We start from the raw sequence: 22,992 nt of genomic DNA, 5'->3' as shown, positions 1-22,992 counted from the left end.
AACAGAACAGGAGCCGCCGGGTGACGAGTACGGACCTGACGAACGAACCAGAGGACTCCGGACCCGGCGGCTACGCGGCGGCCCGGCTGCGCCTCCTCACCGAGGGGGCGCGGTCCGGGCCGCCGCGCCGTGCCGCCCTCGCCGAGCTGACGGACGAGTGGCTGGCCGGCCTCTTCGCCGCGGGGGCCGGAGGAGTGAAGGGCGTCTCGCTCGTCGCCGTCGGCGGGTACGGGCGGGGCGAGCTGTCCCCACGCAGCGACCTGGACCTGCTCCTGCTGCACGACGGCGGTGACGACAAGGCGGTCGCCGCCCTCGCCGACCGCCTCTGGTACCCCGTCTGGGACCTCGGCCTCGCCCTCGACCACTCCGTACGCACCCCCGCGCAGGCCCGGAGGACGGCGGGCGAGGACCTCAAGGTCCACCTCGGCCTCCTGGACGCCCGCCACCTCGCCGGCGACCTGGGGCTGACCGCCGCACTGCGCACCACCGTCCTCGCCGACTGGCGCAACCAGGCGCCCAAACGCCTCCCCGAACTGCGCGACCTGTGCGCCGAGCGCGCCGAACGCCAGGGCGAGCTGCGGTTCCTGCTCGAACCCGACCTCAAGGAGGCGCGCGGCGGCCTGCGCGACGCCACCGCCCTGCGCGCCGTCGCCGCCTCCTGGCTGGCCGACGCACCGCGCGAGGGCCTCGCCGATGCCCGGCGCCGCCTGCTCGACGTACGGGACGCGCTGCACCTGGCGACGGGCCGGGCCACCGACCGGCTGGCGCTGCAGGAGCAGGACCAGGTGGCCGCCGAGCTGGGTCTGCTGGACGCCGACGCGCTGCTGCGGCAGGTGTACGAGGCGGCGCGCGTCATCTCCTACGCCGGGGACGTCACCTGGCGCGAGGTGGGGCGCGTACTGCGGGCCCGCTCCGTACGGCCGAGGCTGCGCGCCCTGCTGGGCGGCGGCAAACCCGTCCCCGAGCGCTCCCCGCTCGCCGAGGGCGTCGTCGAGCAGGACGGCGAGGTCGTGCTCGCCCGCACCGCGCGCCCCGAACGCGACCCCGTGCTCCCGCTGCGCGCCGCTGCCGCCGCCGCACAGGCCGGGCTCCCGCTCTCGTTGCACGCCGTACGGCGCCTCGCGACCACCGCGGGCCCACTGCCCACGCCCTGGCCCGCCGAGGCGCGGGAGCAGCTGGTGACGCTGCTGGGTTCGGGCGGGCCCACGGTGCAGGTCTGGGAGGCGCTGGAGGCCGAAGGGCTGGTCACCCGGCTGCTGCCCGACTGGGAGCGGGTGCGCTGCCGCCCGCAGCGCAACGCCGTGCACGTGTGGACCGTCGACCGGCATCTCATCGAGACCGCCGTCCGCGCCTCCGGCTTCGCCCGCCGGGTCCACCGGCCCGACCTGCTCCTGGTCGCCGCGCTGCTGCACGACATCGGCAAGGGCTGGCCCGGGGACCACTCGGTGGCCGGGGAGACCATCGCCCGGGACGTGGCGTCCCGCATCGGCTTCGACCGCGCCGACGCGGCCGTCCTGGCCACCCTCGTACGCCACCACCTGCTGCTCGTCGAGACGGCCACCCGGCGCGACCTCGACGACCCGGTCACCGTCCGCACGGTCGCCGAGGCGGTCGGCACGGAGGGCACCCTGGAGCTGCTGCACGCCCTGACCGAGGCGGACGCGCTGGCCACCGGTCCCGCGGCCTGGTCGTCCTGGCGCGCCTCCCTCGTCGCCGACCTGGTCAAGCGCGTCTCGGCGGTCCTGGCCGGGGACCCGCCGGCGGAACCCGAGGCGGCCGCGCCCACCGCCGAGCAGGAACGGCTCGCCGTCGAGGCGTTCCGCACGGGCGGGCCGGTGCTCGCGCTGCGGGCGCAGACGGAGCCGCCGGCCGGTCCGGCGCCGAGCGCCGATCCGGAGCCGCTCGGTGTGGAACTGCTGATCGCCGTACCCGACCAGCCGGGTGTGCTCCCCGCGGTCGCCGGGGTCCTGGCCCTGCACCGGCTGACCGTGCGCACCGCCGAGCTGCGGTCACTGCCTCTGCCGGACGGCGTGGACGGCTCCGTGCTGCTGCTGGACTGGCGGGTCGCCGCCGAGTACGGATCGCTGCCGCAGGCCACGCGGCTCCGTGCCGACCTGGTCCGGGCCCTGGACGGCACGCTGGACGTCGCCGCGCGGCTCGCCGAGCGTGACGCCGCCCACCCGCGCCGCCGGGGCGTGGCGCCGCCCCCGCCCCGGGTGACGGTCGCCCCGGCCGCGTCCCGGCTGGCCACGGTGATCGAGGTCCGGGCGCAGGACGCGCCGGGGCTGCTGTTCCGGCTCGGGCGGGCGCTGGAGGGGGCGGGGGTGCGAGTGCGGAGCGCGCACGTCAGCACGCTGGGGGCGAACGCGGTGGATGCCTTCTACGTGACCGGGGGCGAGGGGGCGCCGTTGGTGGGGGAGGAGGCGGTGTCCGTGGCCAGGGAGCTGGAGGAGTTGCTGCGGGCGTGACCTCATGGCCCCTGTCCGCTCTCTGCAGCGGGCAGGGACGATTTGCTTGCCGGGCCGGATACCCTGGAGGGCGACCCACACCAACGCCGACGCGAGGACCTACGCCGCCGTGTTCGATACTCTCTCCGACCGCCTGTCAGCCACCTTCAAATCCCTCCGGGGCAAAGGACGGCTGACCGAGGCGGACATCGACGCCACGGCCCGCGAGATTCGCATCGCGCTCCTCGAGGCCGACGTCGCCCTGCCCGTCGTCCGCGCCTTCATCAAGAAGGTCAAGGAGCGCTCCCTGGGCGCCGAGGTCTCCAAGGCGCTCAATCCCGCCCAGCAGGTCCTCAAGATCGTCAACGAGGAGTTGGTGGGTATCCTCGGCGGCGAGACCCGCCGCCTCCGCTTCGCCAAGCAGCCGCCGACCGTGATCATGCTCGCCGGTCTCCAGGGTGCCGGTAAGACCACCCTCGCGGGCAAGCTGGGCCACTGGCTCAAGGAGCAGGGCCACTCGCCGCTGCTGGTCGCCTGTGACCTCCAGCGCCCCAACGCCGTCAACCAGCTGAGCGTCGTCGCCGAGCGCGCCGGCGTCGCGGTCTACGCCCCCGAGCCGGGCAACGGCGTGGGCGACCCGGTGAAGGTCGCCAAGGACTCCATCGAGTTCGCCAAGTCCAAGGTCCACGACCTGGTCATCGTCGACACCGCCGGCCGCCTGGGCATCGACCAGGAGCTGATGCAGCAGGCCGCGGACATCCGCGACGCGGTCGACCCCGACGAGATCCTTTTCGTCGTCGACGCGATGATCGGCCAGGACGCGGTCAACACCGCCGAGGCCTTCCGCGACGGCGTCGGTTTCGACGGCGTGGTGCTGTCCAAGCTCGACGGTGACGCCCGCGGTGGTGCGGCCCTGTCGATCGCCTCGGTGACCGGCAAGCCGATCATGTTCGCGTCCAACGGCGAGAAGCTCACGGACTTCGACGCCTTCCACCCTGACCGGATGGCCTCCCGCATCCTCGACATGGGTGACCTGCTCACCCTGATCGAGCAGGCGGAGAAGACGTTCAGCCAGGAAGAGGCCGAGAAGATGGCCTCCAAGCTGGCGTCCAAGAAGGGCCAGGACTTCACCCTGGACGACTTCCTGGCCCAGATGGAGCAGGTCCGGAAAATGGGCTCCATCTCCAAGCTCCTGGGGATGCTGCCCGGCATGGGCCAGATGAAGGACCAGATCAACAACCTCGACGAGCGCGACGTCGACCGCACGGCCGCCATCATCAAGTCGATGACCCCGGCCGAGCGCCAGGAGCCCACGATCATCAACGGCTCGCGCCGCGCCCGTATCGCCAAGGGCTCCGGCGTCGACGTCAGCGCGGTCAAGTCGCTCGTGGAGCGGTTCTTCGAGGCCCGCAAGATGATGTCCCGCATGGCCCAGGGCGGCGGCATGCCCGGTATGCCGGGGATGCCCGGCATGGGTGGCGGCCCCGGCCGGCAGAAGAAGCAGCAGAAGAAGGCCAAGGGCAAGCAGCGCTCCGGCAACCCGATGAAGCGCAAGCAGCAGGAGCAGGAGGAGGCTGCCCGCCGCGCCGCCGCCGCGCAGGGCGGGGGCGCCCTCGGGCTGCCGCAGCAGGGCGGCAAGGACTTCGAGCTCCCGGACGAGTTCAAGAAGTTCATGGGCTGACGCCCGCACCCGTACGTCGCCGGGGGCGCCCCTTCCATCGGGGGCGCCCCCGGCGTCGTACACCCACATGCCCGCGCGGCTTTCCTGTCGTAACGTCCCGGTATGACCAACCCGTCCCCGCCGCGCAAGGCCCCCGAGCCGCCCTGGCGCACCGAGGGCACGCCCGACGAGCCTGAGAAGCCGCCGTCCGGTGGCAGGAGGATGCGCGGCGGCTGGTGGAACCTGGTCCTGGCCGCGCTGGTCGTCTACCTCATCGCCAACCTGGTGCTCTCCTTCTTCAACGAGGGGGACGAGCCGACGATCTCCTACACGGAGTTCAGCAAGCAGGTCGACGCGGGCAACGTCAGCAAGATCTACGCCAAGGGCGACGCGATCCAGGGCCAGCTGAAGAAGGCCCGGGACAATCCCGAGGGCGACGGGACGTACACCAAGTTCACGACGGAGCGGCCGACCTTCGCCGACGACCGGCTCTGGGAGGAGCTGACCGAGCACAACGTCACCGTCACGGCCGAACCCGTCGTCCAGCAGCGCAGTTTCCTGGTCAACCTGCTGATCGCGCTGGCGCCGATGCTGCTCCTGGTGGTCTTGTGGATCTTCATCGCCCGGCGGATGCGGGGTGCCCTCGGCGGCGGGGCGGGCGGCATGCTCGGTCGCAAGGCGCCGCCCAAGCCGGTCGAGCTGGAGCCCGGCAAGCAGCGCACCACCTTCGCGGACGTCGCCGGGATCGACGAGGTGGAGGGCGAGCTCAGCGACGTCGTCGACTTCCTGAAGAATCCCGGTGCCTACCGCCGGATGGGCGCCAAGATGCCCCGGGGCGTGCTGCTGTCCGGGCCGCCCGGCACCGGGAAGACGCTGCTCGCGCGCGCGGTGGCCGGGGAGGCGGGGGTGCCGTTCTTCTCGGCGTCCGCGTCCGAGTTCATCGAGATGATCGTGGGCGTGGGCGCGTCCCGGGTGCGGGAGCTGTTCGCCGAGGCCCGCAAGGTGGCGCCGTCGATCATCTTCATCGACGAGATCGACACCATCGGCCGGGCCCGGGGCGGCGGCTCAGGCATGGGCGGCCACGACGAGCGCGAGCAGACCCTGAACCAGATCCTCACGGAGATGGACGGCTTCTCCGGCGCCGAGGGCGTGATCGTCATCGCCGCCACCAACCGCGCCGACATCCTCGACGCCGCCCTGACCCGCCCCGGCCGCTTCGACCGGGTGGTCAGCGTCTCGCCGCCGGACCGCGGCGGCCGGAAGGCGATCCTGGAGATCCACACCCGCGAGATCCCGCTCGCCCCCGACGTCGATCTCGCCCAGGTGGCCCGCACGACCCCGGGCATGACGGGCGCCGAACTGGCCAACCTCGCCAACGAGGCCGCGCTGATCGCCGTCAAGCGGAAGCAGGACCGGGTGACGCAGGCGAACCTCTCCGAGGCCCTGGAGAAGGTCCAGCTCGGCGCCGAACGTCCCCTGGTGATGCCCGAGGAGGAGCGGCGGCGCACCGCCTACCACGAGAGCGGGCACGCCCTGCTGGGGATGCTGCAGCCGGGCGCCGACCCCGTCCGCAAGATCACTATCGTGCCGCGCGGCCGGGCGCTGGGCGTGACGCTGTCGACGCCGGACGCGGACAAGTACGCGTACACCGAGGAGTACCTGCGCGGGCGGATCATCGGCGCGCTCGGCGGGATGGCGGCCGAGCAGGTGGTGTACGACGTGATCACGACCGGCTCGGAGAGCGACCTCGAACAGGTCACCCGGATCGCGCGCGGCATGGTCGGCCGCTGGGGCATGAGCCGGCAGGTCGGCCGGCTCTCCGCCCTCCCCGGCGACGCCCAGCAGGCCTACGGGCTCGCCGCCGCCCCGGCGACGCTCGACGCCATCGACGGCGAGATGCGCCGGGTCGTCGACGAGTGCTACGCGGAGGCCGTGCACAAGCTGCGCGACCACCGTGGGCAGCTCGACGCCCTCGCCGAGGCGCTGCTCGCGACCGAGACGCTGGACGAGGCGGACGCCTACCGGATCGCCGGGATCACCCGGCTGACGAAGGAGGGGCCGGAGGTCTGATCACCGTCCGGCCCTCCTGATGCGCCTCCGCGCGGGAACCTACTTCTGCGGGAACTTCCAGACGTAGGGCTCGCCGTCCTCTTCCTCCCAGTGGACCTCGACGCTCGTGGCACCCGCGGGGATCACGTAGGTCTCGCAGAAGACGTGGCTCTCGCCCTGCTTCCAGCTGTCCACGTCGTACGGGTCCTCGCAGCCCGGGGCGTCCTCGGAGGCGCCGATGAGGACGCCGCCGCGCTGCCCGTCGGCGAAGACCGTGGTGCCGTCGTGCACGCTGGAGCCGTCGGTGAGGGCCGGGCCGCTCTTGTGCGTGTACTTGACGTGCGCGGTGGCCAGCACCTTGCCCTTGGCGTCCGCGGCGTCCGCCACCGCCTTGGCGGCCTCCGCCTCGGTGCCGACGTCCACCTTCTGCGCCACGACCTCGTAGGTGACCTCGCCCGGGTCCTCCGCGACCTTGCCCGTCGCGCTCTCGCCGGTCGCCAGGTCGCCGCCCGAGGCCGCCTCGGACGGAGAGGCGGACGCCTCGGGGCTCGACGAGCCCTTGCCCTTGCCCTTCGCGTCGGCGTCGGTGTCGTCTCCGCCCCCGCACGCGGTGAGGGCCAGGGCGAGGACGGCGACGGGCGCGGCCAGGCGCAGCGCGGTCTTGTGGTGCGGCACTACAGGCTCCTGTATGCAGATGTGTCTTTCCCCCGAACGGTGGATCAGACTAAAGGCCCAAGATCCGCCTGAAGGATGGAGTGAGGGCCTGAACCGGCATCTTCACACCATTCACACCTGCATCGCACCTGCGCCAGAAGAAGCCGCTCAGATACCGTGCCCGCCCGGTCGGAACCGATCGTCAGGGGGTCCGGGCGATCAGGTACCGGAACACGTTCGGCATCCACACGGTCCCGTCCGGCCGCTGGTGCGGATGCAGGGCCTCGGTCAGCTCCTTGTCGACCTGTTCCTGGTCGGTCGCCGCGATCGCCGCGTCGAACAGACCGGTCGACAGCAGACCGCGCACCGCGCTGCCGGTGCCGGCGTAGCCGAAGGGGCACGCCACCCGTCCCGAGCCGTCCGGCCTGAGCCCGGCCCGCTGGGCGACCTCCTCCAGGTCGTCACGGAGAGCGGGACGCCAGCTGCCCGCGCTGCGCAACGGGTCCGCGAGCTTGGTGGCCACCCGCAGCACCGACGTCGTGGCGCACCGCTCGGGCGGGCCCCAGCCGGCCAGCACGACGGCCGCCCCGCGCGCGGCGAGCGGCGTCGCCCGGGCGAGCAGCCCGGCGAGCCCGTCCGAGTCGCCCGCGAGGCACCCGATGGGCTCGAAGGCGGTCACCAGGTCGAACGCCGGCTGTGACGGGTCCGCCGCGTCCCGCGGGGTCCCTTCGACGAGCCGTACCGTGTCCGTGCCCACCTCGTCCGCCCGTACCGAGTGGGTACGCGCGCGTACGTCCCGCGCACCGGGCGCGTCGGGCGCCTCGGGAAGCAGTCGCCGCCGTGCCAGGTCCAGCCGCTCCGGGAAACGGGAGTCCACCCCGGTCACCGCGGCGCCCCGCGAGGCGGCCATCAGCAGGGCCAGCCCGGAGCCGCAGCCCAGCCCCAGCACGCGTGTGCCGCCGCCCACGTCCAGTCGCTCGTAGACGGCCTCGTAGAGCGGTACGAGCATCCGCTCCTGTATCTCGGACCAGTCACGCGCGCGTGCACGCAGGTCCACGCCGGGCGTCGCCCCCGCGTGAGATGAGTGCTGCCGCACGAGCGTAGGTGTCATAGGAAAGCGCCCCAATCGCCGAGTGTTGCCGCCGTGCCCGATTACCTGGCCCCCGTGCAGTGCGCTCGCACTCCCCCCGTATGCCAGGAAACTCCGGGCTCGCCGTGGCGTCCAGTGGTAGCGGCGGCCGGTTTGCCCGATCCCCGCCGCAGTGGCGAGATTTCACTTCCCGGCAACGTGGGCCTGGCCGTGCGGTACTCCGGGTAGCCCCGGTCCGACGCCTCGGGCGGTTGGCCGGAACGCGTCCCTCGGTGATGACAGCGGGTGGCGACCGTGCCGACGAGGCGGTTCCGGCCAAGGTCGGCGGGCCCCGCGAACGCCCCGCCGGGAGACGGAGCGGCCCGGGGCGGGGTGGTGCCGCACGCCGGTGGCACACCCGGTAACCTCGCTCCCGTCGACGCGTCCCGCGATGCGCCCGATCGGGTGGCGTCCTTCCGGTTCGACCGCGGCCGAAAACGCCTCTTGCGCATCCGCGAGCCCCACGCAACCCGGCGCGTGGACGGGGGCTACGCGCCGGCGCGTACGTCGGACTACGCACCAGCTTGTGACGAGCTGTGAGGCTTCTCCGCAGATCAGCGCACCCGCCCTCGTCGCGACGCATCAGCGGCAACTGACGGGTACGTGCAAATTATTTGGGATGCCCCGGAATAGGAACACAGCGGCACCCCGGCTCGTTGTCATTACGTGAGCACGACACCACCTGTTCTCGCCGCAGAGCTGGCGCAGGCGTGGGCCGACATTCAGCGGCACCACACCGAGCTGCCGGATCTTGCCGCGCCCGAGTCCCTGATCGGAGAGTCGTCGTCCGCCTGCGGGCACGAGCTCTCCTTCGAGCGACTGCTCCATGAGGCAGTCCACGGCATCGCCGCCGCGCGCGGAGTACGCGACACCTCCCGCGCGGGGCGCTATCACAACCGTCGATTCCTTGCGATCGCCGAGGAGTTGGGCCTCGACCACCCCGAGGAGCCGCATCCCAGCAGCGGCTTCTCGCTGGTCACGCTCTCCCCCGAGGCGAAGCGCCGCTACCGTCCGACGATCGAGCGCCTCCAGCGCGCCCTGAAGGCCCACACCGCCGCGACCGCGACCGACTCGGCCCGCAGCTTCCGCGGCCCGGCCGCCCGCCACGGCTCCTCCGGGGGAGGGGTGCGCGTGAAGGCGGTCTGCGACTGCGGACGCAATGTACGGGTCGTCCCGTCGGTCCTGGCGCAGGCCCCGATCATGTGCGGCGGCTGCGGCAAGCCGTTCCGGATCCCGGAGGTGGTCGGCGCGGCGGCGGGCTGAGGATCCGGCTGCTCGTGGCAGCCGGATCCGGGCGCGGCGCCCCCGGCCCGCCCCCCGTCCGCCCCGGTCCGCCCTCGGTCCGAAGGGTCCGCCCGCGTGTGGCACAATGGCTAGCTGTACTCGACAGTCGCACAGGACCCCTCTCTCCTCCGGCTGACGCGTCCATCGGGCACTCGGGTACCGCAACCCCACGCGGCTCTCTCGCCGTGCCCACCCACGTCAAAACCAGGAGAACCCACTCCCGTGGCAGTCAAGATCAAGCTGAAGCGTCTGGGCAAGATCCGTTCGCCTCACTACCGCATCGTCGTCGCCGACTCCCGTACCCGCCGTGACGGCCGGGCCATCGAGGAGATCGGCAAGTACCACCCGACGTACAACCCGTCGGTGATGGAGGTCGACGCCGAGCGCGTGGCGTACTGGCTCTCCGTCGGCGCCCAGCCGACCGAGCCCGTGCTCGCCATCCTGAAGAAGACCGGCGACTGGCAGAAGTTCAAGGGCGAGCCCGCCCCGGCGCCGCTGCTGCAGCCGGCCGAGAAGTCGGCCCGTCCGTCCTTCGAGGCGCTCGGTGGCGACGACGAGGGCAAGGGTGAGGCGATCACCCAGAAGAAGAAGGCCGAGAAGAAGGACGAGGCTCCGGCCGAGTCCGAGTCGACCGAGGCCTGAGCATGCTCGAGGAGGCTCTCGAGCACCTCGTGAAGGGCATCGTCGACAACCCTGACGATGTGCAGGTCGCCTCGCGCAACCTGCGCCGCGGGCGGGTGCTCGAGGTCCGGGTCCACCCCGACGACCTCGGCAAGGTGATCGGCCGCAACGGCCGCACCGCACGCGCTCTGCGCACCGTCGTGGGCGCCATCGGCGGCCGGGGCGTCCGCGTCGACCTCGTCGACGTGGACCACGTCCGCTGACGCCGAACGCAGCACCGGCTCGGGCCGGGGAGGGCCACTGGGCCGTCCCCGGCCCGCAGTCGTTGTGAGCCCCGTACGGCGGTAGCCCCGTACGGCTCGCCGCAGTTCCGACAGGAGATCAAGCACAGTGCAGCTGGTAGTCGCGCGCATCGGCCGCGCCCACGGGATCAAGGGTGAGGTCACCGTCGAGGTCCGCACCGACGAGCCGGAACTGCGGCTCGGGCCCGGCGCCGTCCTGGCCACCGACCCCGCCTCCGCCGGGCCGCTCACCATCGAGACCGGCCGGGTCCACAGCGGCCGCCTCCTGCTGCGCTTCGCCGGTGTCCACGACCGCACCGGCGCCGAGGCGCTGCGCAACACCCTCCTGATCGCCGACGTCGACCCGGACGAGCGTCCCGAGGACGAGGACGAGTACTACGACCACCAGCTGATCGACCTCGACGTGGTGACCGAGGACGGCGAGGAGGTCGGCCGGATCACCGAGATCTCCCACCTGCCCACGCAGGACCTCTTCGTGGTGGAGCGCCCCGACGGCAGCGAGGTCTACGTGCCGTTCGTCTCCGAGATCGTCACCGGGATCGACCTGGACGAGCAGCGCGCGGTGATCGATCCGCCGCCCGGCCTGATCGACGACCGCGCGGAGATCGCGTCCGCACGCGACGCCGCCGAAGAGGGGGACGGCGCGTAATGCGGCTCGACGTCGTCACGATCTTCCCCGAGTACCTGGAGCCGCTGAACGTCTCCCTGGTCGGCAAGGCACGCGCGCGCGGACAGCTGAACGTCCACGTGCACGACCTCCGCGACTGGACGTACGACCGGCACAACACCGTCGACGACACCCCGTACGGCGGCGGGCCCGGCATGGTGATGAAGACCGAGCCCTGGGGCGACGCGCTGGACGCCGTCCTGGCCGACGGCTACGAGGCTGGTTCCGGCGAGCCCGCCCTCATCGTGCCCACGCCCAGCGGCCGGCCCTTCACCCAGGAGCTCGCCGTCCACCTCTCCGAGCGGCCCTGGCTGATCTTCACCCCGGCCCGCTACGAGGGCATCGACCGCCGTGTGATCGACGAGTACGCGACGCGGATGCCGGTCCACGAGGTGTCCATCGGCGACTACGTCCTGGCCGGCGGCGAGGCGGCCGTCCTGGTCGTCACCGAGGCCGTGGCGCGGCTGCTGCCCGGCGTCCTGGGCAACGCCGAGTCCCACCGGGACGACTCCTTCGCCCCCGGCGCCATGGCCAGCCTGCTGGAGGGCCCCGTCCACACCAAGCCGCCGCAGTGGCGCGGGCGCGGCATCCCGGACGTGCTGCTCAGCGGCCACCACGGGAAGATCGCCCGCTGGCGCCGGGACGAGGCCCTGCGGCGCACCACGGCCAACCGGCCCGACCTGATCGAGCGGTGCGACCCCGAGGCCTTCGACAAGAAGGACCGCGAGATGCTCTCCATCCTGGGCTGGGAACCCGACCCGGAGGGGGAGCCGTACGGTCGATTTTGGCGCAGGACCCCGGGCATGGAAGAATAGGCGGCTGTTGTGCGTCCGTCCGGAGCGCGCCCCTGCCACAGGGGGAGACGACGCCCGTCCCGACCCGCACGACCCTGATTCCGAAACACCTAGTTTCCGTTGATGACCTGTGGCATCAGCGAAGAAAGCAGACGAAATGTCTCACCTGCTCGACTCCGTCGACGCCGCGTCGCTGCGCAGCGACGTCCCGGCCTTCCGCCCCGGCGACACCGTCAACGTCCACGTGCGCGTCATCGAGGGCAACCGCTCCCGTGTGCAGCAGTTCAAGGGCGTTGTCATCCGCCGCCAGGGTGCCGGCGTGCGCGAGACCTTCACGGTCCGCAAGGTCTCCTTCTCCGTCGGCGTCGAGCGCACCTTCCCGGTGCACACCCCGATCGTGGAGAAGATCGAGCTCGTCACCAAGGGTGACGTCCGCCGCGCCAAGCTGTACTACCTGCGCGAGCTGCGCGGCAAGGCCGCGAAGATCAAGGAGAAGCGCGAGAGCTGAGCGCCCTCCGAGGTCCGCACCGGGGCCGGATAGCATCTGGCCCCGATGGACACCGAAGCACAGCACACGGAGCGCGACCGCTCCTCCCACCCCGCCGACTCCGAGCAGCCCTCGGACCCGGAGGGCCCGGAGGAACGGTCGCGTTCCGCGTTGACGGGGTGGATCACGCAGTGGGTGCCGGGCGGCCGGATCACCGTGGCCGTGCTGGGACTGCTGATGTTCCTGCTGCTGTTCAGCACCTTCGTGCTTCAGCCCTTCCAGATCCCCAGCGGATCCATGGAGCGCGGATTGAGGATCGGGGACCGGGTTCTCGTAAACAAGTTGGCGTACCGTTTCGGTGACGGGCCGCAGCGGGGCGATGTCGTCGTCTTCGACGGCACCGGGCTCTTCGGGCCCGGCGACTACATCAAACGCGTCGTCGGTGTGGGCGGGGACCATGTGGTGTGCTGCGACAGGGAGGGGAGGGTCCAGGTGAACGGCCAGTCGGTCGACGAATCGGCGTTCCTGTACCCCGGCGACCGTCCGTCCACGGTGCCCTTCGACGTCGTCGTCCCCGACGGAGCCCTGTTCGTCCTGGGCGACCACCGCTCCGCCTCCAGCGACTCCCGTGACCACCTGGGCTCGCCGGGCGGCGGCATGATCCCCGTCGACGAGGTGATCGGCCGCGCCGACTGGATCGTCTGGCCCTTCGGACACGCCACCCACCTCGACCGCCCCGACGCCTACGCGCGCGTGCCGGACGCCGAAGCGGGCGCAGCGGCGGGTGGCACCTTGGGTGGTACGGCCGGTGCCGCCTCCGGCGGAGTGTCCGGCGGTGCGCGCCCGTCCGAGGGCGCCGATGGGTAGCCGGGGGAAACCGCGCGGGGCGCCCAGCAGCCCCACGGAGAACCTGCTGCCCACCGGTTCACGGCGCACCGGCCCGCCGTCGGGCGGCCGGTCCCGCGCCGAGCGGCGCAAGCTGCAGCGCAAGGTCAAGCGGCGCCGCAGGCGCGGCGCGGTCAAGGAGATACCCCTCCTCATCGGCGTGGCCGTCCTGATAGCGCTGGTGCTGAAGACCTTCCTCGTCCAGGCGTTCGTGATCCCGTCCGGCTCCATGGAGCAGACGATCCGGATCGGTGACCGGGTCCTGGTGGACAAACTCACTCCCTGGTTCGGCTCGAAGCCGCAGCGCGGCGACGTCGTGGTCTTCCGTGATCCGGGCGGCTGGCTCCAGGGCGAGCAGACCGCCAAGAAGGACGACCCCGTCGTCATCAAGCAGGTCAAGGAAGGCCTCGCCTTCATCGGCCTGCTGCCCTCGGACGACGAGAAGGACCTCATCAAGCGGGTCGTCGGCGTGGGCGGGGACCGGGTCAAGTGCTGTGACACCCAGGGACGCGTCACCGTCAACGGTGTCCCCCTGAACGAGGACTACCTGTACCCCGGCGACGTCCCCTCCAGGACGCCCTTCGACGTCACGGTTCCCGAGGGCCGGCTGTGGGTGATGGGCGACCACCGGTCCAACTCCGCCGACTCCCGCGCGCACCAGGACACCGACTTCGGCACGGTGTCCGAGGACGAGGTGGTGGGGCGGGCCATGGTGATCGCCTGGCCGTTCGGCCACTGGACGACCCTGGACGAACCGAGAACGTATGCCTCCGTGTCCGACTCGGCCGCCGCCTCGACCACCGCCACCGGGCTGTCGCATAGGGTTGCCCCCTACGATCCGAACGCGATGATTCAACTCCCGACCCCTGCGGAACTCCCGCTCGTTATGGGAGTGGTGGGCCTGCACCGTGTACGGCGCAGGCGGTGGCAGAGAGTGAGGAGTTGGCGTGGGGGATGTGGCGGTTGGCGCACGGTCCGGACACGACGGCGAGGAGAACCGCGGACACCCCGTGGAAGCGGCCGGCCCGTCCCCGGACGGCGCCCCGGCCTCCGGGCACGACTCCGGGACCGAGGACGGCAGGGTGACGGACGAACAGAACGGGACCGACGACGAGGGCGTGGGCGGAACGACGCCCCCCAAGACCACGGCGGCCAAGAAGCAGCGTTCCTTCTGGAAGGAACTGCCGATCCTGATCGGCATCGCGCTGGTGCTCGCGCTGCTGATCAAGACCTTCCTGGTGCAGGCGTTCTCGATCCCGTCCGCCTCGATGCAGAACACGCTCACGATCAATGACCGTGTCCTGGTCGACAAGCTCACCCCCTGGTTCGGCTCGGAACCCGAGCGCGGCGAGATCGTCGTCTTCCACGATCCGGACGACTGGCTGGCCGGTGAGCCGACGCCCGACCCGAACGCACTGCAGACGGTCCTCAGCTGGATCGGCCTGATGCCGTCCGCCGACGAGAAGGACCTGATCAAGCGCGTCATCGGGGTCGGCGGCGACACCGTCGAGTGCGAGGGCACCGGCCCGGTCAAGGTCAACGGCGTGGCGCTGAACGAGGAGTCGTACGTCTACCCCGGCAACACGCCGTGCAGCGTCGACGACCAGGGCGGCCAGTTCAAGGTGAAGGTCCCCGAGGGCCACATCTGGGTCATGGGCGACCACCGGCAGAACTCCCGGGACTCCCGCTACAACCAGTCCGACGAGCACGGCGGCATGGTCCCGGTGAAGGAGGTCGTCGGCCGTGCCATCGTGATCGCCTGGCCGATGAACCGCTGGGACACCCTGCCGGTCCCGGAGACCTTCGACCAGGTCGGTCTGCAGGCCGACGGTCCGCAGCCCCGGTCGTCGGCCGCTGCCGCGCTGTCGGTCGCACCTCAGGGCCTGGCGGTCGCCGGGGTCGTTCCGGTCGTCTGGTGGCGCCGCAGGCGCATCGCCGCCGCCGAGACCCGCTGAGCCGCCTCGGTCCCAGCGCCCGTCACCGCGGCCGTCGACGGCCGCCACCCCGCCGAGAGCGGCCCCTCCCGGGCTCCGGGAGGGGCTGCCCCGTTCCGGTACCGCCGGGTAAGGTGCGGCTTCATGGGTGGCGAGAGCACGACACGTACGGCCCCGCGAGGCGGCGGCGGGAGCAGGGGCCCGGTGGGCAGCCGGACCGGGCAGCGGCTGTCCGGCCTCGCCGTGGCGCTCGGTCTGGTGCTGTTCCTCGGGGGCTTCGCCTGGGGAGCGGTGGTCTACCGTCCCTACACCGTGCCGACCGGCTCCATGACGCCGACCATCGACGCCGGTGACCGAGTGCTGGCGCAGCGCATCGACGGCGCCGACGTACGGCGCGGTGACGTCGTCGTCTTCAAGGACGCGACCTGGGCCGACGCACCGATGATCAAGCGGGTCGTCGCCGTCGGCGGGGACACCGTCTCCTGCTGCCAGGAGGGCAAGCTCAAGGTCAACGGCAAGGTGATCGACGAGCCGTACCTGCCCGCCGGTACGCCGGCCGAGATCAGCGGCTTCCCCACCGTGACCGTTCCCGAAGGCCGCCTGTTCCTGCTCGGTGACGAGCGGGACAACTCCGTGGACTCCACCGCCCACCTCACCGACGCCGCCGGCGGCACCGTGTCGCGCGCCACCGTGGACGCCCGTGTCGACGCCGTGGTCTGGCCCATGAACGGCATGCTGGAGCGTCCGGCCGGCTTCGAGACGCTGGGCGGCCTCTCCTCGCCCGGTCCGCTCAGGACCGTGGTCGGGCTGGTCGTCGCCGGCGCGGTACTGATCCTCGGCGGTGCCGCGTACGGGCCCTTCGCCAAGCGGGCCGCCCGCGCCCGGACGGGGAGGGGCGGCACCGGTGGCCGCTGAGACGACACCGGCCGGTCAGGACACCTACGAGGGCGGGCTGCGCAGGGTCGCCCGGGTGGTGCTGCTCGACCCGGAGGACCGCATCCTGCTCCTGCACGGCCATGAACCCGACGACCCGGCCGACGACTGGTGGTTCACCCCGGGCGGCGGTGTGGAGGGCGAGGAGACCCGCGAGGAGGCGGCACGGCGGGAGCTCGCGGAGGAGACCGGCATCACCGACGTCGAGCTCGGTCCGGTGCTGTGGCGGCGCAGATGCTCCTTCCCCTTCGCGGGCCGCCGCTGGGACCAGGACGAGTGGTACTACCTGGCCCGCACGAAGCAGACCGCGACCCGGGCCCTCGGGCTGACCGAACTGGAGCGGCGCAGCGTCGCCGGAGCGCGCTGGTGGACGTGTCGGGAACTGACCCGGGCACATGAGACGGTGTATCCGACCAGACTCGCCGAGCTGCTGCGCAAGCTGCTCGACGAAGGTCCCCCGGCCGGGCCGGTGACCCTGGACACCGAAATCGTCTAGGGGCTCACGGGACTGGCGCACAATGGGGGGACCGCACGGCTGAAGGGGAACATGCCATGAGCGCCGAGGACCTCGAGAAGTACGAGACCGAGATGGAGCTCAAGCTCTACCGGGAGTACCGCGATGTCGTCGGTCTGTTCAAATACGTGATCGAGACCGAGCGGCGTTTCTACCTCACCAACGACTACGAGATGCAGGTGCACTCGGTCCAGGGAGAGGTTTTCTTCGAGGTCTCCATGGCCGATGCCTGGGTGTGGGACATGTACCGCCCGGCTCGGTTCGTGAAGCAGGTGCGAGTACTGACGTTCAAGGACGTGAACATCGAGGAGCTCAACAAGAGCGACCTCGAACTTCCCAGCGGCTGATGACCCGCGCTGCGCACCCGTGTGGGTGACAAGGTTGTCCACAGTCGTCCGACCGTCCACCAAGATCCAATAGCTCGCTGAGCTGCCCTCATCGTTGGCGCCGGAGGTGGTGCCGACATGAACGCACGAGGTGCGATGGGCAAGTACGGCGAGACGCTCGCCGCCCGCCGGCTGACCGGGGCCGGCATGACGGTCCTGGAGCGCAACTGGCGCTGTGGCCGGACCGGCGAGATCGACATCGTCGCCCGGGACGGGGACGCCCTGGTCGTCTGCGAGGTCAAGACGCGCAGGGGCGGCTCCTTCGAGCACCCGATGGCCGCGGTGACCCCCGAGAAGGCGGACCGGCTGCGGCGGCTCGCCGAACGCTGGATCCAGACCCACGGCGGGGCCCCGCCCGGCGGCGTCCGCATCGACCTGGTCGGGGTGCTTCTCCCGCAGCGCGGGGCCCCGGTGGTCGAGCACGCCCGGGGGGTGGCGTGATGGGATTCGCGCGTACGTGCTCCGTGGCGCTCGTCGGCGTCGAGGGCGTGGTCGTCGAGGTTCAGGCCGACCTGGAGCCGGGCGTGGCGGCGTTCACGCTGGTGGGGCTGCCGGACAAGAGCCTGACCGAGAGCCGGGACCGGGTGCGGGCCGCGGTCGTGAACTCGGGCGCCGAGTGGCCGCAGAAGAAGCTGACGGTGGGCCTCAGCCCGGCGTCCGTGCCGAAGAGCGGCAGCGGCTTCGACATGGCGGTCGCCGCGGCCGTCCTCGGCGCCGCCGAGCGGATCGACCCCCGCGTGCTCGCCGACATCGTGATGATCGGCGAGCTGGGCCTGGACGGACGGGTCCGGCCGGTGCGCGGCATCCTCCCGGCGGTCCTGGCCGCGGCGGAGGCCGGCTACGAGCAGGTCGTCGTCCCCGAGTGCGCCGCCGCCGAGGCGTCCCTGGTGCCCGGCGTCTCGGTGCTCGGCGTGCGCAGCCTGCGCCAGCTGATCGCCGTCCTCGCCGACGAGCCCGTGCCGGAGGAGGCACAGGACCACCAGGGCCGGCCCGACCCGCTCCTGGCGGGCCTGCGCATGCCCGGCACCGGCGCCGCCACCGGGATGCACAGCATGGGCGCGGCGCAGTGCGAGAACGGTCGCGACCTCGCCGACGTCGTGGGCCAGGAGTCGGCGCGCACGGCGGTGGAGGTCGCCGCGGCCGGCGGACACAACCTGTTCCTGGAGGGCCCGCCCGGCGCCGGCAAGACCATGCTCGCCGAGCGGCTGCCGGCCATCCTGCCCCGGCTCCACCGGACGGAGTCGCTGGAGGTCACCGCCGTGCACTCGGTCGCGGGTCTGCTGCCGCCGGGCAAACCCCTGATCGACGTGGCCCCCTACTGCGCACCGCACCACTCCGCCACGATGCAGGCCCTGGTCGGGGGCGGCCCCGGCATGGCACGGCCGGGAGCCGTCTCCCTGGCCCACCGGGGCGTCCTGTTCCTGGATGAGACACCCGAATTCAGCAGCCAGGCCCTCGACGCCCTGCGGCAGCCGCTGGAGTCCGGGCACGTCGTCATCGCGCGCAGCGCGGGCGTGGTGCGTTTTCCGGCACGGTTCCTGATGGTGCTCGCCGCCAATCCCTGCCCGTGCGGGCGGTTCTCGCAGAGCGACGAACTGTGCGAGTGCCCGTCCTCGGCGATCCGCCGCTACCAGGCCAGGCTGTCCGGCCCACTGCTGGACCGCGTCGACCTCCGGGTCGAGGTGGACCGCCTCACGCGCGGCCAGCTGGCCGGGGAGGGCTTCCGGGGCGACACCACCGCGACGGTCGCCGACCGGGTGCGGGCGGCTCGCGAACGGGCGGCCGTACGCCTCGACGGCACTCCGTGGCGGTCCAACAGCGAGGTGCCCGGACGAGAGCTGCGCAGCCGCTGGCACGCCGCGCCGGGTGCGCTGGAGGAGGCCGAGCGCAGCCTGGAGCGGGGCGCGCTCACCGCCCGGGGCCTCGACCGGGTGTTGCGTGTCGCCTGGACCGTCGCCGACCTCGTCGGCCACGACCGGCCCGACGCACGGGACGTCGCACTGGCGCTGCAACTGCGCACCGGAGTGCCGCAGGGCGTGCCCATGACCCTGGGGGCGCTGACGTGAACGGGGGCGGGGTGGCGCGTGGTCCTGAGGACTCGCGTGGACGTGAAGACCTGCCTGGTCGCGAGGTAGCCGGCGGACGGGAAGACCCGCGGGGAGGTGACCTGCGGGGAGGGGACGAACCGGGGGCACGCGAGGACGGGCGCGGACGTGAGGCTCTGCAGGAACGTGAGGAGCCGCGTGGGGGCGACGGTGGGGCGGGCGGCACCTGGACGGACGACGACGAGCTGCTCGGACGCGCCTTCCTCACCAGGGTCATCGAGCCCGGGGACGAGACCGGTGGCCGGTGGGTGCGTGAGCGCGGTGTCGCCGACGTGGTGCGGCGGCTGCGCGAGGGCGTGCGCCCCCTGCCGGGCGCGAGCCCGAAGCGGTGGGCCGGCCTCTGCGCCCGGGCGGTGCGTGCCGACCCCCGTCGGGACCTCGCCGTCGCACGGGCGGCGGGGGTGCGGTTCGTGACACCCGGGACCGTCGAATGGCCGGGCCCGCTCGACGACCTGGGGGACGCCCGGCCCCTCGGACTGTGGGTGCGTGGCAGGCCCAGTCTGCGGATGTGGGCGCTCAGGTCGGTGGCCGTCGTGGGCGCCCGCGCCTGCACCGAGTACGGGGCACACATGGCGGTCACCCTCGCCGCCGGCCTGGCGGAACGCGGCTGGGTCGTGGTGTCCGGGGGTGCCTACGGAATCGACGGCGCCGCCCACCGGGGCGCCCTCGGCGCGGGCGGAGCCACGGCGGCCGTGCTGGCCTGCGGCGTCGACCGCCCCTATCCGCCCGGACACGCGAGGCTGATCACCAGGATCGCGGAGCAGGGCCTGGTCGTCGGGGAGCTGCCACCGGGCGATCATCCGACGCCGAGCAGATTCATCCTGCGCAACCGCGTGATCGCCGCGCTCACCCGGGGCACGGTGGTCGTCGAGGCCGCCTACCGCAGCGGCTCGCTGGTCACCGCACGGGCCGCCCAGCGCCTGGGCCGGCACACGATGGGCGTGCCCGGGCCGGCCACCAGCGCGCTGTCCGCGGGAGTGCACGAGCTGCTGCGCGGCGACGCGGTGCTCGTCGGCGACGCCGCCGAGGTCGTGGAACTGGTCGGCGACATGGGCGACGTGCCCCCGGACCGGCGCGGGCCGGTGCTCCCCACCGACCTGCTGGAATCCCGCACCCGTCAGGTGCTGGCCGGGCTCCCCGCGCGCGGAGCGGCGACGGCCGCCGAGGTCGCACGCCGGGCCCAGACCACACAGGACGACGCGATCGCGAGACTGTACGAGCTTCGAGCACTTGGTTACGTCGAACGACACAGCGACGGCTGGAAGTTGACACGCCAGGCGATGATCTCGGTCCGCGGCGCCCGGTCTCCGTCCTGACCCTCCGTGTTCGGCCGTCCGGGGGAACCCCGACGCCCTTGGGAATTCAGGCAGTTGAGGTATTCGAGTGATCACGCAGAGCGATCATCGTCCCCCCTGTAGAGCGTTCAGCGGAACGTATCTGCGCACCGCCCTCCCTGTCCTCTTCGCGCACCGCGACAGTCCAGTCACGCTACGCTCACGAGGACCCCCACGCAGAACACGGACAACAGGCGACAACCAGACAGCAGACCGGCGGCCTCACCAGGCACACAGATCACGGCAGAACGGCACAAGGCGACGAATGCCCCAGCACACCTCCGGGCCCGACCGGGCGGCGATCCCCCCAGCCGCCCGCGACGGTGGCAGCGTGCGACCGCCCGCCCCCTCGACGCTCGACGAGCTGTGGCGGTCGTACAAGGCGACGGGGGACGAGCGGCTGCGGGAACAGCTGATCCTGCACTACTCGCCCCTCGTGAAGTACGTGGCGGGCCGGGTGAGCGTGGGGCTGCCGCCCAACGTCGAGCAGGCGGACTTCGTCTCCTCCGGCGTGTTCGGACTGATCGACGCGATCGAGAAGTTCGACGTCGACCGGGAGATCAAGTTCGAGACGTACGCGATCACCCGCATCCGGGGCGCGATGATCGACGAGCTGCGGGCGCTGGACTGGATCCCGCGGTCGGTGCGGCAGAAGGCCCGCAACGTCGAGCGTGCCTACGCGACGCTGGAGGCCCGGCTGCGCCGCACCCCGTCGGAGAGCGAGGTGGCCGTCGAGATGGGGATCGCGGTGGAGGACCTCCATGCCGTGTTCAGCCAGTTGTCGCTGGCCAACGTGGTGGCGCTGGAGGAGTTGCTGCACGCCGGGGGCGAGGGCGGGGACCGGCTGAGCCTCATGGACACGCTGGAGGACACCGCCGCCGACAATCCGGTGGAGGTCGCCGAGGACCGGGAGCTGCGGCGGTTCCTGGCGCGCGCGATCAACACGCTGCCCGAGCGGGAGAAGACCGTCGTCACCCTGTACTACTACGAGGGGCTCACGCTCGCCGAGATCGGGAACGTGCTGGGTGTGACGGAGAGCCGGGTCAGTCAGATCCACACCAAGTCGGTGCTGCAACTGCGGGCGAAGCTCGCCGGATTCGGCCGCTGAGCCGCGCTCGCGCCCGCCGGCCGGCGCTCCCCGTGACACGGTCGGCGGTCGTGCGGGCGGGTGAGCGACTCCCGTACGCGGGCCCGCGTCCGTAAAGTGGTGGGGTGCCAAGGATTCGAGCGGCCTCCGTGGCCGAGCACCGGTCGATGCAGCGTGCCGCCCTGCTGGACGCGGCCCGCTCCCTGCTGTCCGAGGGCGGGACGGAGGCGCTGTCCTTCCCCGCCCTCGCCGAGCGTACGGGCCTGGCCCGGTCGTCGGTCTACGAGTACTTCCGGTCGCGCGCCGCTGTCGTCGAGGAGCTGTGCGCCGTCGACTTCCCGGTCTGGGCCGCGGAGGTCGAGGCGGCGATGGAGCGCGAGGCGAGCCCCGAGGGCAAGGTCGAGGCGTACGTCCGCAAGCAGCTCGACCTCGTCGGGGACCGGCGGCACCGGGCCGTCGTGGCGATCTCCGCGAGCGAGCTGGACGCCGGCGCGCGGGAGAAGATCCGGGCGGCACACGGCGGGCTGATCGCGATGATCGTCGAGGCGCTGGGGCAGATGGGGCACGACCAGCCCCGGCTGGCGGCGATGCTGCTCCAGGGCGTCGTGGACGCGGCCGTACGCCGGATCGAGCTGGGCGCGGCGGAGGAACCGACGGCGATCACCGAGGCGGCGGTCTCCATGGCCCTGCGCGGCGTACGGGGCTGACGGCCCGGTCCGGAGGGTGACGCCCGGAGGCCGCCCCTACCCCCGTGGCCGGGCGGGCTCCGGTACCCCGAGGACCGGCAGCAGCACCGGGGGCCCTCCGTCCAGCAGCCAGGGCGGGAGCAGGGAGAGCGGGTCCAGGTAGACGTCGCCGCGCAGCAGGCCCCAGTGCAGGCAGCCCGTGCAGTGCGAGCCCGTGGGCTCCACCGTGCCGAGCACCTCCCCGGCCGCGACCTCGTCCCCCTCCTCCACCGACACCGAGACCGCCACCGGTGCGTACGTCGTCCGCAGCGGTGGTTCCCCCGTGCCCGTCAGCTCGACCGAGACGACGCCCCGCCCCGCCACCCGCCCCGCGAACGACACCGTCCCGGCCGCCACCGCCCGAACCGGTGCCCCGGCCGGCGCGGCGAGGTCCACGCCGCGGTGCCCCGGGCCGTACGGGGTCGCCGGAGGCTCCCAGCCCCGCAGCACCGCCGGCCGGTCACCGACCGGCCAGCCACGCGCCACGGCCGGCACCCCCGCCTCCCGCGCTCCGAGGTCCGGACCGCCCGCTCCCGACGCCTCCGGTCCCCGCGCGCCCGAATCCGGCTCCTCATGTCCCGGCGCCTCGGGTTCCGGCGCCTGTGGACCACGCAGCCCCGGCTCCGAGGCCCCGGCGTCGGGAGGCCGGACCTCGCTCGCGGCCGCCACGGCCGTCGCGGCCGGTCCCGCCGCCGGCGCCGGTCGCGGCGGCCCCGGGGCCACGACCGTCAGCAGCAGCGCCAGCCACACACCCGCACTCGCCCATCGCCTCGTTCGCATGCCCGGAACCGTCCCGCACTCCGGCCGGTCGCCGGTCCGTCCTGTGGACCGTTCCCCGGTTGTGGACAGCCGCGTCACCCGGTACCCCGCGGGTCCCGTACACTTCTGATGGCGATCCGGGTCACCGGGTCGACTTCGCACGCCCCGACACGAGGCCGGTCAAGGCTCGTGTCAGCGCCCCTCGGTCCCTTGTGGCAGGCGCGTCGCGGGCGTCA

The 22,992-nt window shown here is 72.6% G+C and carries 22 protein-coding genes and 1 pseudogene; 20 read left to right on the top strand and 3 right to left on the bottom strand.

Going from position 1 to position 22,992, the window contains the following annotated elements:
* The first annotated feature begins 20 nt into the window (after nt 1–20).
* The 3 genes from AMK11_RS31805 (at nt 21) to ftsH (ending at nt 6,177) form a co-directional block, all read left to right on the top strand.
* Nucleotides 21–2,468, top strand: coding sequence for a [protein-PII] uridylyltransferase (locus AMK11_RS31805; protein WP_073731586.1), 2,448 nt, complete (start codon nt 21–23; stop codon nt 2,466–2,468).
* A 109-nt stretch (nt 2,469–2,577) separates the two neighbouring features.
* Nucleotides 2,578–4,128 carry a signal recognition particle protein gene (gene ffh / locus AMK11_RS31800; protein WP_073731694.1) on the top strand — a complete coding sequence of 517 codons (1,551 nt, stop codon included), beginning with the start codon at nt 2,578–2,580 and terminating at the stop codon, nt 4,126–4,128.
* Nucleotides 4,129–4,230: 102 nt separating this feature from the next.
* On the top strand, nt 4,231–6,177 hold the full coding sequence (gene ftsH / locus AMK11_RS31795; RefSeq protein ID WP_073731585.1) for an ATP-dependent zinc metalloprotease FtsH: 1,947 nt from the start codon (nt 4,231–4,233) through the stop codon (nt 6,175–6,177).
* A gap of 39 nt (nt 6,178–6,216) precedes the next feature.
* On the opposite strand, the gene AMK11_RS31790 is transcribed toward ftsH, so the two are convergent.
* Together AMK11_RS31790 and AMK11_RS31785 are read right to left on the bottom strand one after the other, a co-directional pair.
* Nucleotides 6,217–6,831, bottom strand: a complete 615-nt coding sequence (locus tag AMK11_RS31790) for a hypothetical protein (protein ID WP_073731584.1) — start codon at nt 6,829–6,831, stop codon at nt 6,217–6,219.
* 181 nt (nt 6,832–7,012) lie between these two features.
* Complete coding sequence (locus tag AMK11_RS31785; protein ID WP_073731583.1) at nt 7,013–7,921, bottom strand: SAM-dependent methyltransferase; 909 nt, start codon at nt 7,919–7,921, stop codon at nt 7,013–7,015.
* 684 nt (nt 7,922–8,605) lie between these two features.
* Between AMK11_RS31785 and AMK11_RS31780 the strand changes: the two genes are divergently transcribed.
* The 17 genes and pseudogenes from AMK11_RS31780 (at nt 8,606) to AMK11_RS31700 (ending at nt 21,979) form a co-directional block, all read left to right on the top strand.
* Nucleotides 8,606–9,202 carry a hypothetical protein gene (locus tag AMK11_RS31780; protein ID WP_043379434.1) on the top strand — a complete coding sequence of 199 codons (597 nt, stop codon included), beginning with the start codon at nt 8,606–8,608 and terminating at the stop codon, nt 9,200–9,202.
* A 243-nt stretch (nt 9,203–9,445) separates the two neighbouring features.
* Entirely contained in the window at nt 9,446–9,865 is a 420-nt protein-coding gene (gene rpsP / locus AMK11_RS31775) for a 30S ribosomal protein S16 (protein ID WP_073731582.1), read from the top strand.
* Between the two features lie 2 nt (nt 9,866–9,867).
* Nucleotides 9,868–10,107 (top strand): RNA-binding protein, encoded by a 240-nt coding sequence (locus tag AMK11_RS31770; RefSeq protein WP_003973401.1) that lies wholly within the window; start codon nt 9,868–9,870, stop codon nt 10,105–10,107.
* A 127-nt stretch (nt 10,108–10,234) separates the two neighbouring features.
* Nucleotides 10,235–10,795 carry a ribosome maturation factor RimM gene (rimM, locus tag AMK11_RS31765; protein WP_073731581.1) on the top strand — a complete coding sequence of 187 codons (561 nt, stop codon included), beginning with the start codon at nt 10,235–10,237 and terminating at the stop codon, nt 10,793–10,795.
* Nucleotides 10,795–11,628, top strand: coding sequence for a tRNA (guanosine(37)-N1)-methyltransferase TrmD (gene trmD, locus AMK11_RS31760; protein ID WP_073731580.1), 834 nt, complete (start codon nt 10,795–10,797; stop codon nt 11,626–11,628). The genes rimM and trmD overlap by 1 nt, the downstream gene beginning before the upstream one ends.
* A gap of 136 nt (nt 11,629–11,764) precedes the next feature.
* Nucleotides 11,765–12,115, top strand: coding sequence for a 50S ribosomal protein L19 (rplS, locus tag AMK11_RS31755; RefSeq protein WP_007444857.1), 351 nt, complete (start codon nt 11,765–11,767; stop codon nt 12,113–12,115).
* A 45-nt stretch (nt 12,116–12,160) separates the two neighbouring features.
* Nucleotides 12,161–12,961, top strand: a complete 801-nt coding sequence (gene lepB / locus AMK11_RS31750) for a signal peptidase I (RefSeq protein ID WP_073731579.1) — start codon at nt 12,161–12,163, stop codon at nt 12,959–12,961.
* Nucleotides 12,954–14,033, top strand: a pseudogene (lepB, locus tag AMK11_RS31745) (signal peptidase I); the annotation flags it as partial. The gene lepB (AMK11_RS31750) and the pseudogene lepB (AMK11_RS31745), both read left to right, overlap by 8 nt.
* The gene (gene lepB, locus AMK11_RS31740; protein ID WP_241847119.1) at nt 13,927–14,934 is read left to right on the top strand and encodes a signal peptidase I; all 1,008 of its coding nucleotides are present in this window, start codon (nt 13,927–13,929) and stop codon (nt 14,932–14,934) included. The pseudogene lepB (AMK11_RS31745) and the gene lepB (AMK11_RS31740), both read left to right, overlap by 107 nt.
* Nucleotides 14,935–15,057: 123 nt before the next feature.
* Nucleotides 15,058–15,828, top strand: coding sequence for a signal peptidase I (gene lepB / locus AMK11_RS31735; RefSeq protein ID WP_073731577.1), 771 nt, complete (start codon nt 15,058–15,060; stop codon nt 15,826–15,828).
* Nucleotides 15,818–16,342, top strand: a complete 525-nt coding sequence (locus AMK11_RS31730) for an NUDIX hydrolase (RefSeq protein ID WP_073731576.1) — start codon at nt 15,818–15,820, stop codon at nt 16,340–16,342. Before lepB (AMK11_RS31735) ends, AMK11_RS31730 begins: the two co-directional genes overlap by 11 nt.
* 56 nt (nt 16,343–16,398) lie before the next feature.
* Entirely contained in the window at nt 16,399–16,707 is a 309-nt protein-coding gene (locus AMK11_RS31725; protein ID WP_003993268.1) for a DUF2469 domain-containing protein, read from the top strand.
* A gap of 117 nt (nt 16,708–16,824) precedes the next feature.
* Nucleotides 16,825–17,187, top strand: a complete 363-nt coding sequence (locus tag AMK11_RS31720) for a YraN family protein (protein ID WP_073731575.1) — start codon at nt 16,825–16,827, stop codon at nt 17,185–17,187.
* A complete protein-coding gene (locus AMK11_RS31715) occupies nt 17,187–18,812 on the top strand; it encodes a YifB family Mg chelatase-like AAA ATPase (protein WP_073731574.1) in 1,626 nt (541 codons plus the stop codon). The genes AMK11_RS31720 and AMK11_RS31715 overlap by 1 nt, the downstream gene beginning before the upstream one ends.
* Nucleotides 18,813–18,967: 155 nt before the next feature.
* Nucleotides 18,968–20,167 carry a DNA-processing protein DprA gene (dprA, locus tag AMK11_RS31710; RefSeq protein ID WP_073731692.1) on the top strand — a complete coding sequence of 400 codons (1,200 nt, stop codon included), beginning with the start codon at nt 18,968–18,970 and terminating at the stop codon, nt 20,165–20,167.
* A 283-nt stretch (nt 20,168–20,450) separates the two neighbouring features.
* A complete protein-coding gene (gene whiG / locus AMK11_RS31705) occupies nt 20,451–21,293 on the top strand; it encodes an RNA polymerase sigma factor WhiG (RefSeq protein WP_073731573.1) in 843 nt (280 codons plus the stop codon).
* A 128-nt stretch (nt 21,294–21,421) separates the two neighbouring features.
* Nucleotides 21,422–21,979 carry a TetR/AcrR family transcriptional regulator gene (locus AMK11_RS31700; protein ID WP_073731572.1) on the top strand — a complete coding sequence of 186 codons (558 nt, stop codon included), beginning with the start codon at nt 21,422–21,424 and terminating at the stop codon, nt 21,977–21,979.
* Between the two features lie 36 nt (nt 21,980–22,015).
* On the opposite strand, the gene AMK11_RS39160 is transcribed toward AMK11_RS31700, so the two are convergent.
* Complete coding sequence (locus tag AMK11_RS39160; protein ID WP_073731691.1) at nt 22,016–22,492, bottom strand: murein hydrolase activator EnvC family protein; 477 nt, start codon at nt 22,490–22,492, stop codon at nt 22,016–22,018.
* Between the last annotated feature and the right edge of the window lie 500 nt (nt 22,493–22,992).

It is taken from the genome of Streptomyces sp. CB02414, assembly GCF_001905385.1.
Taxonomy (GTDB): domain Bacteria; phylum Actinomycetota; class Actinomycetes; order Streptomycetales; family Streptomycetaceae; genus Streptomyces.
The sequence above is the reverse complement of the archived record's forward strand: the minus strand, read 5'-3'. Positions and strand labels throughout refer to the sequence as shown.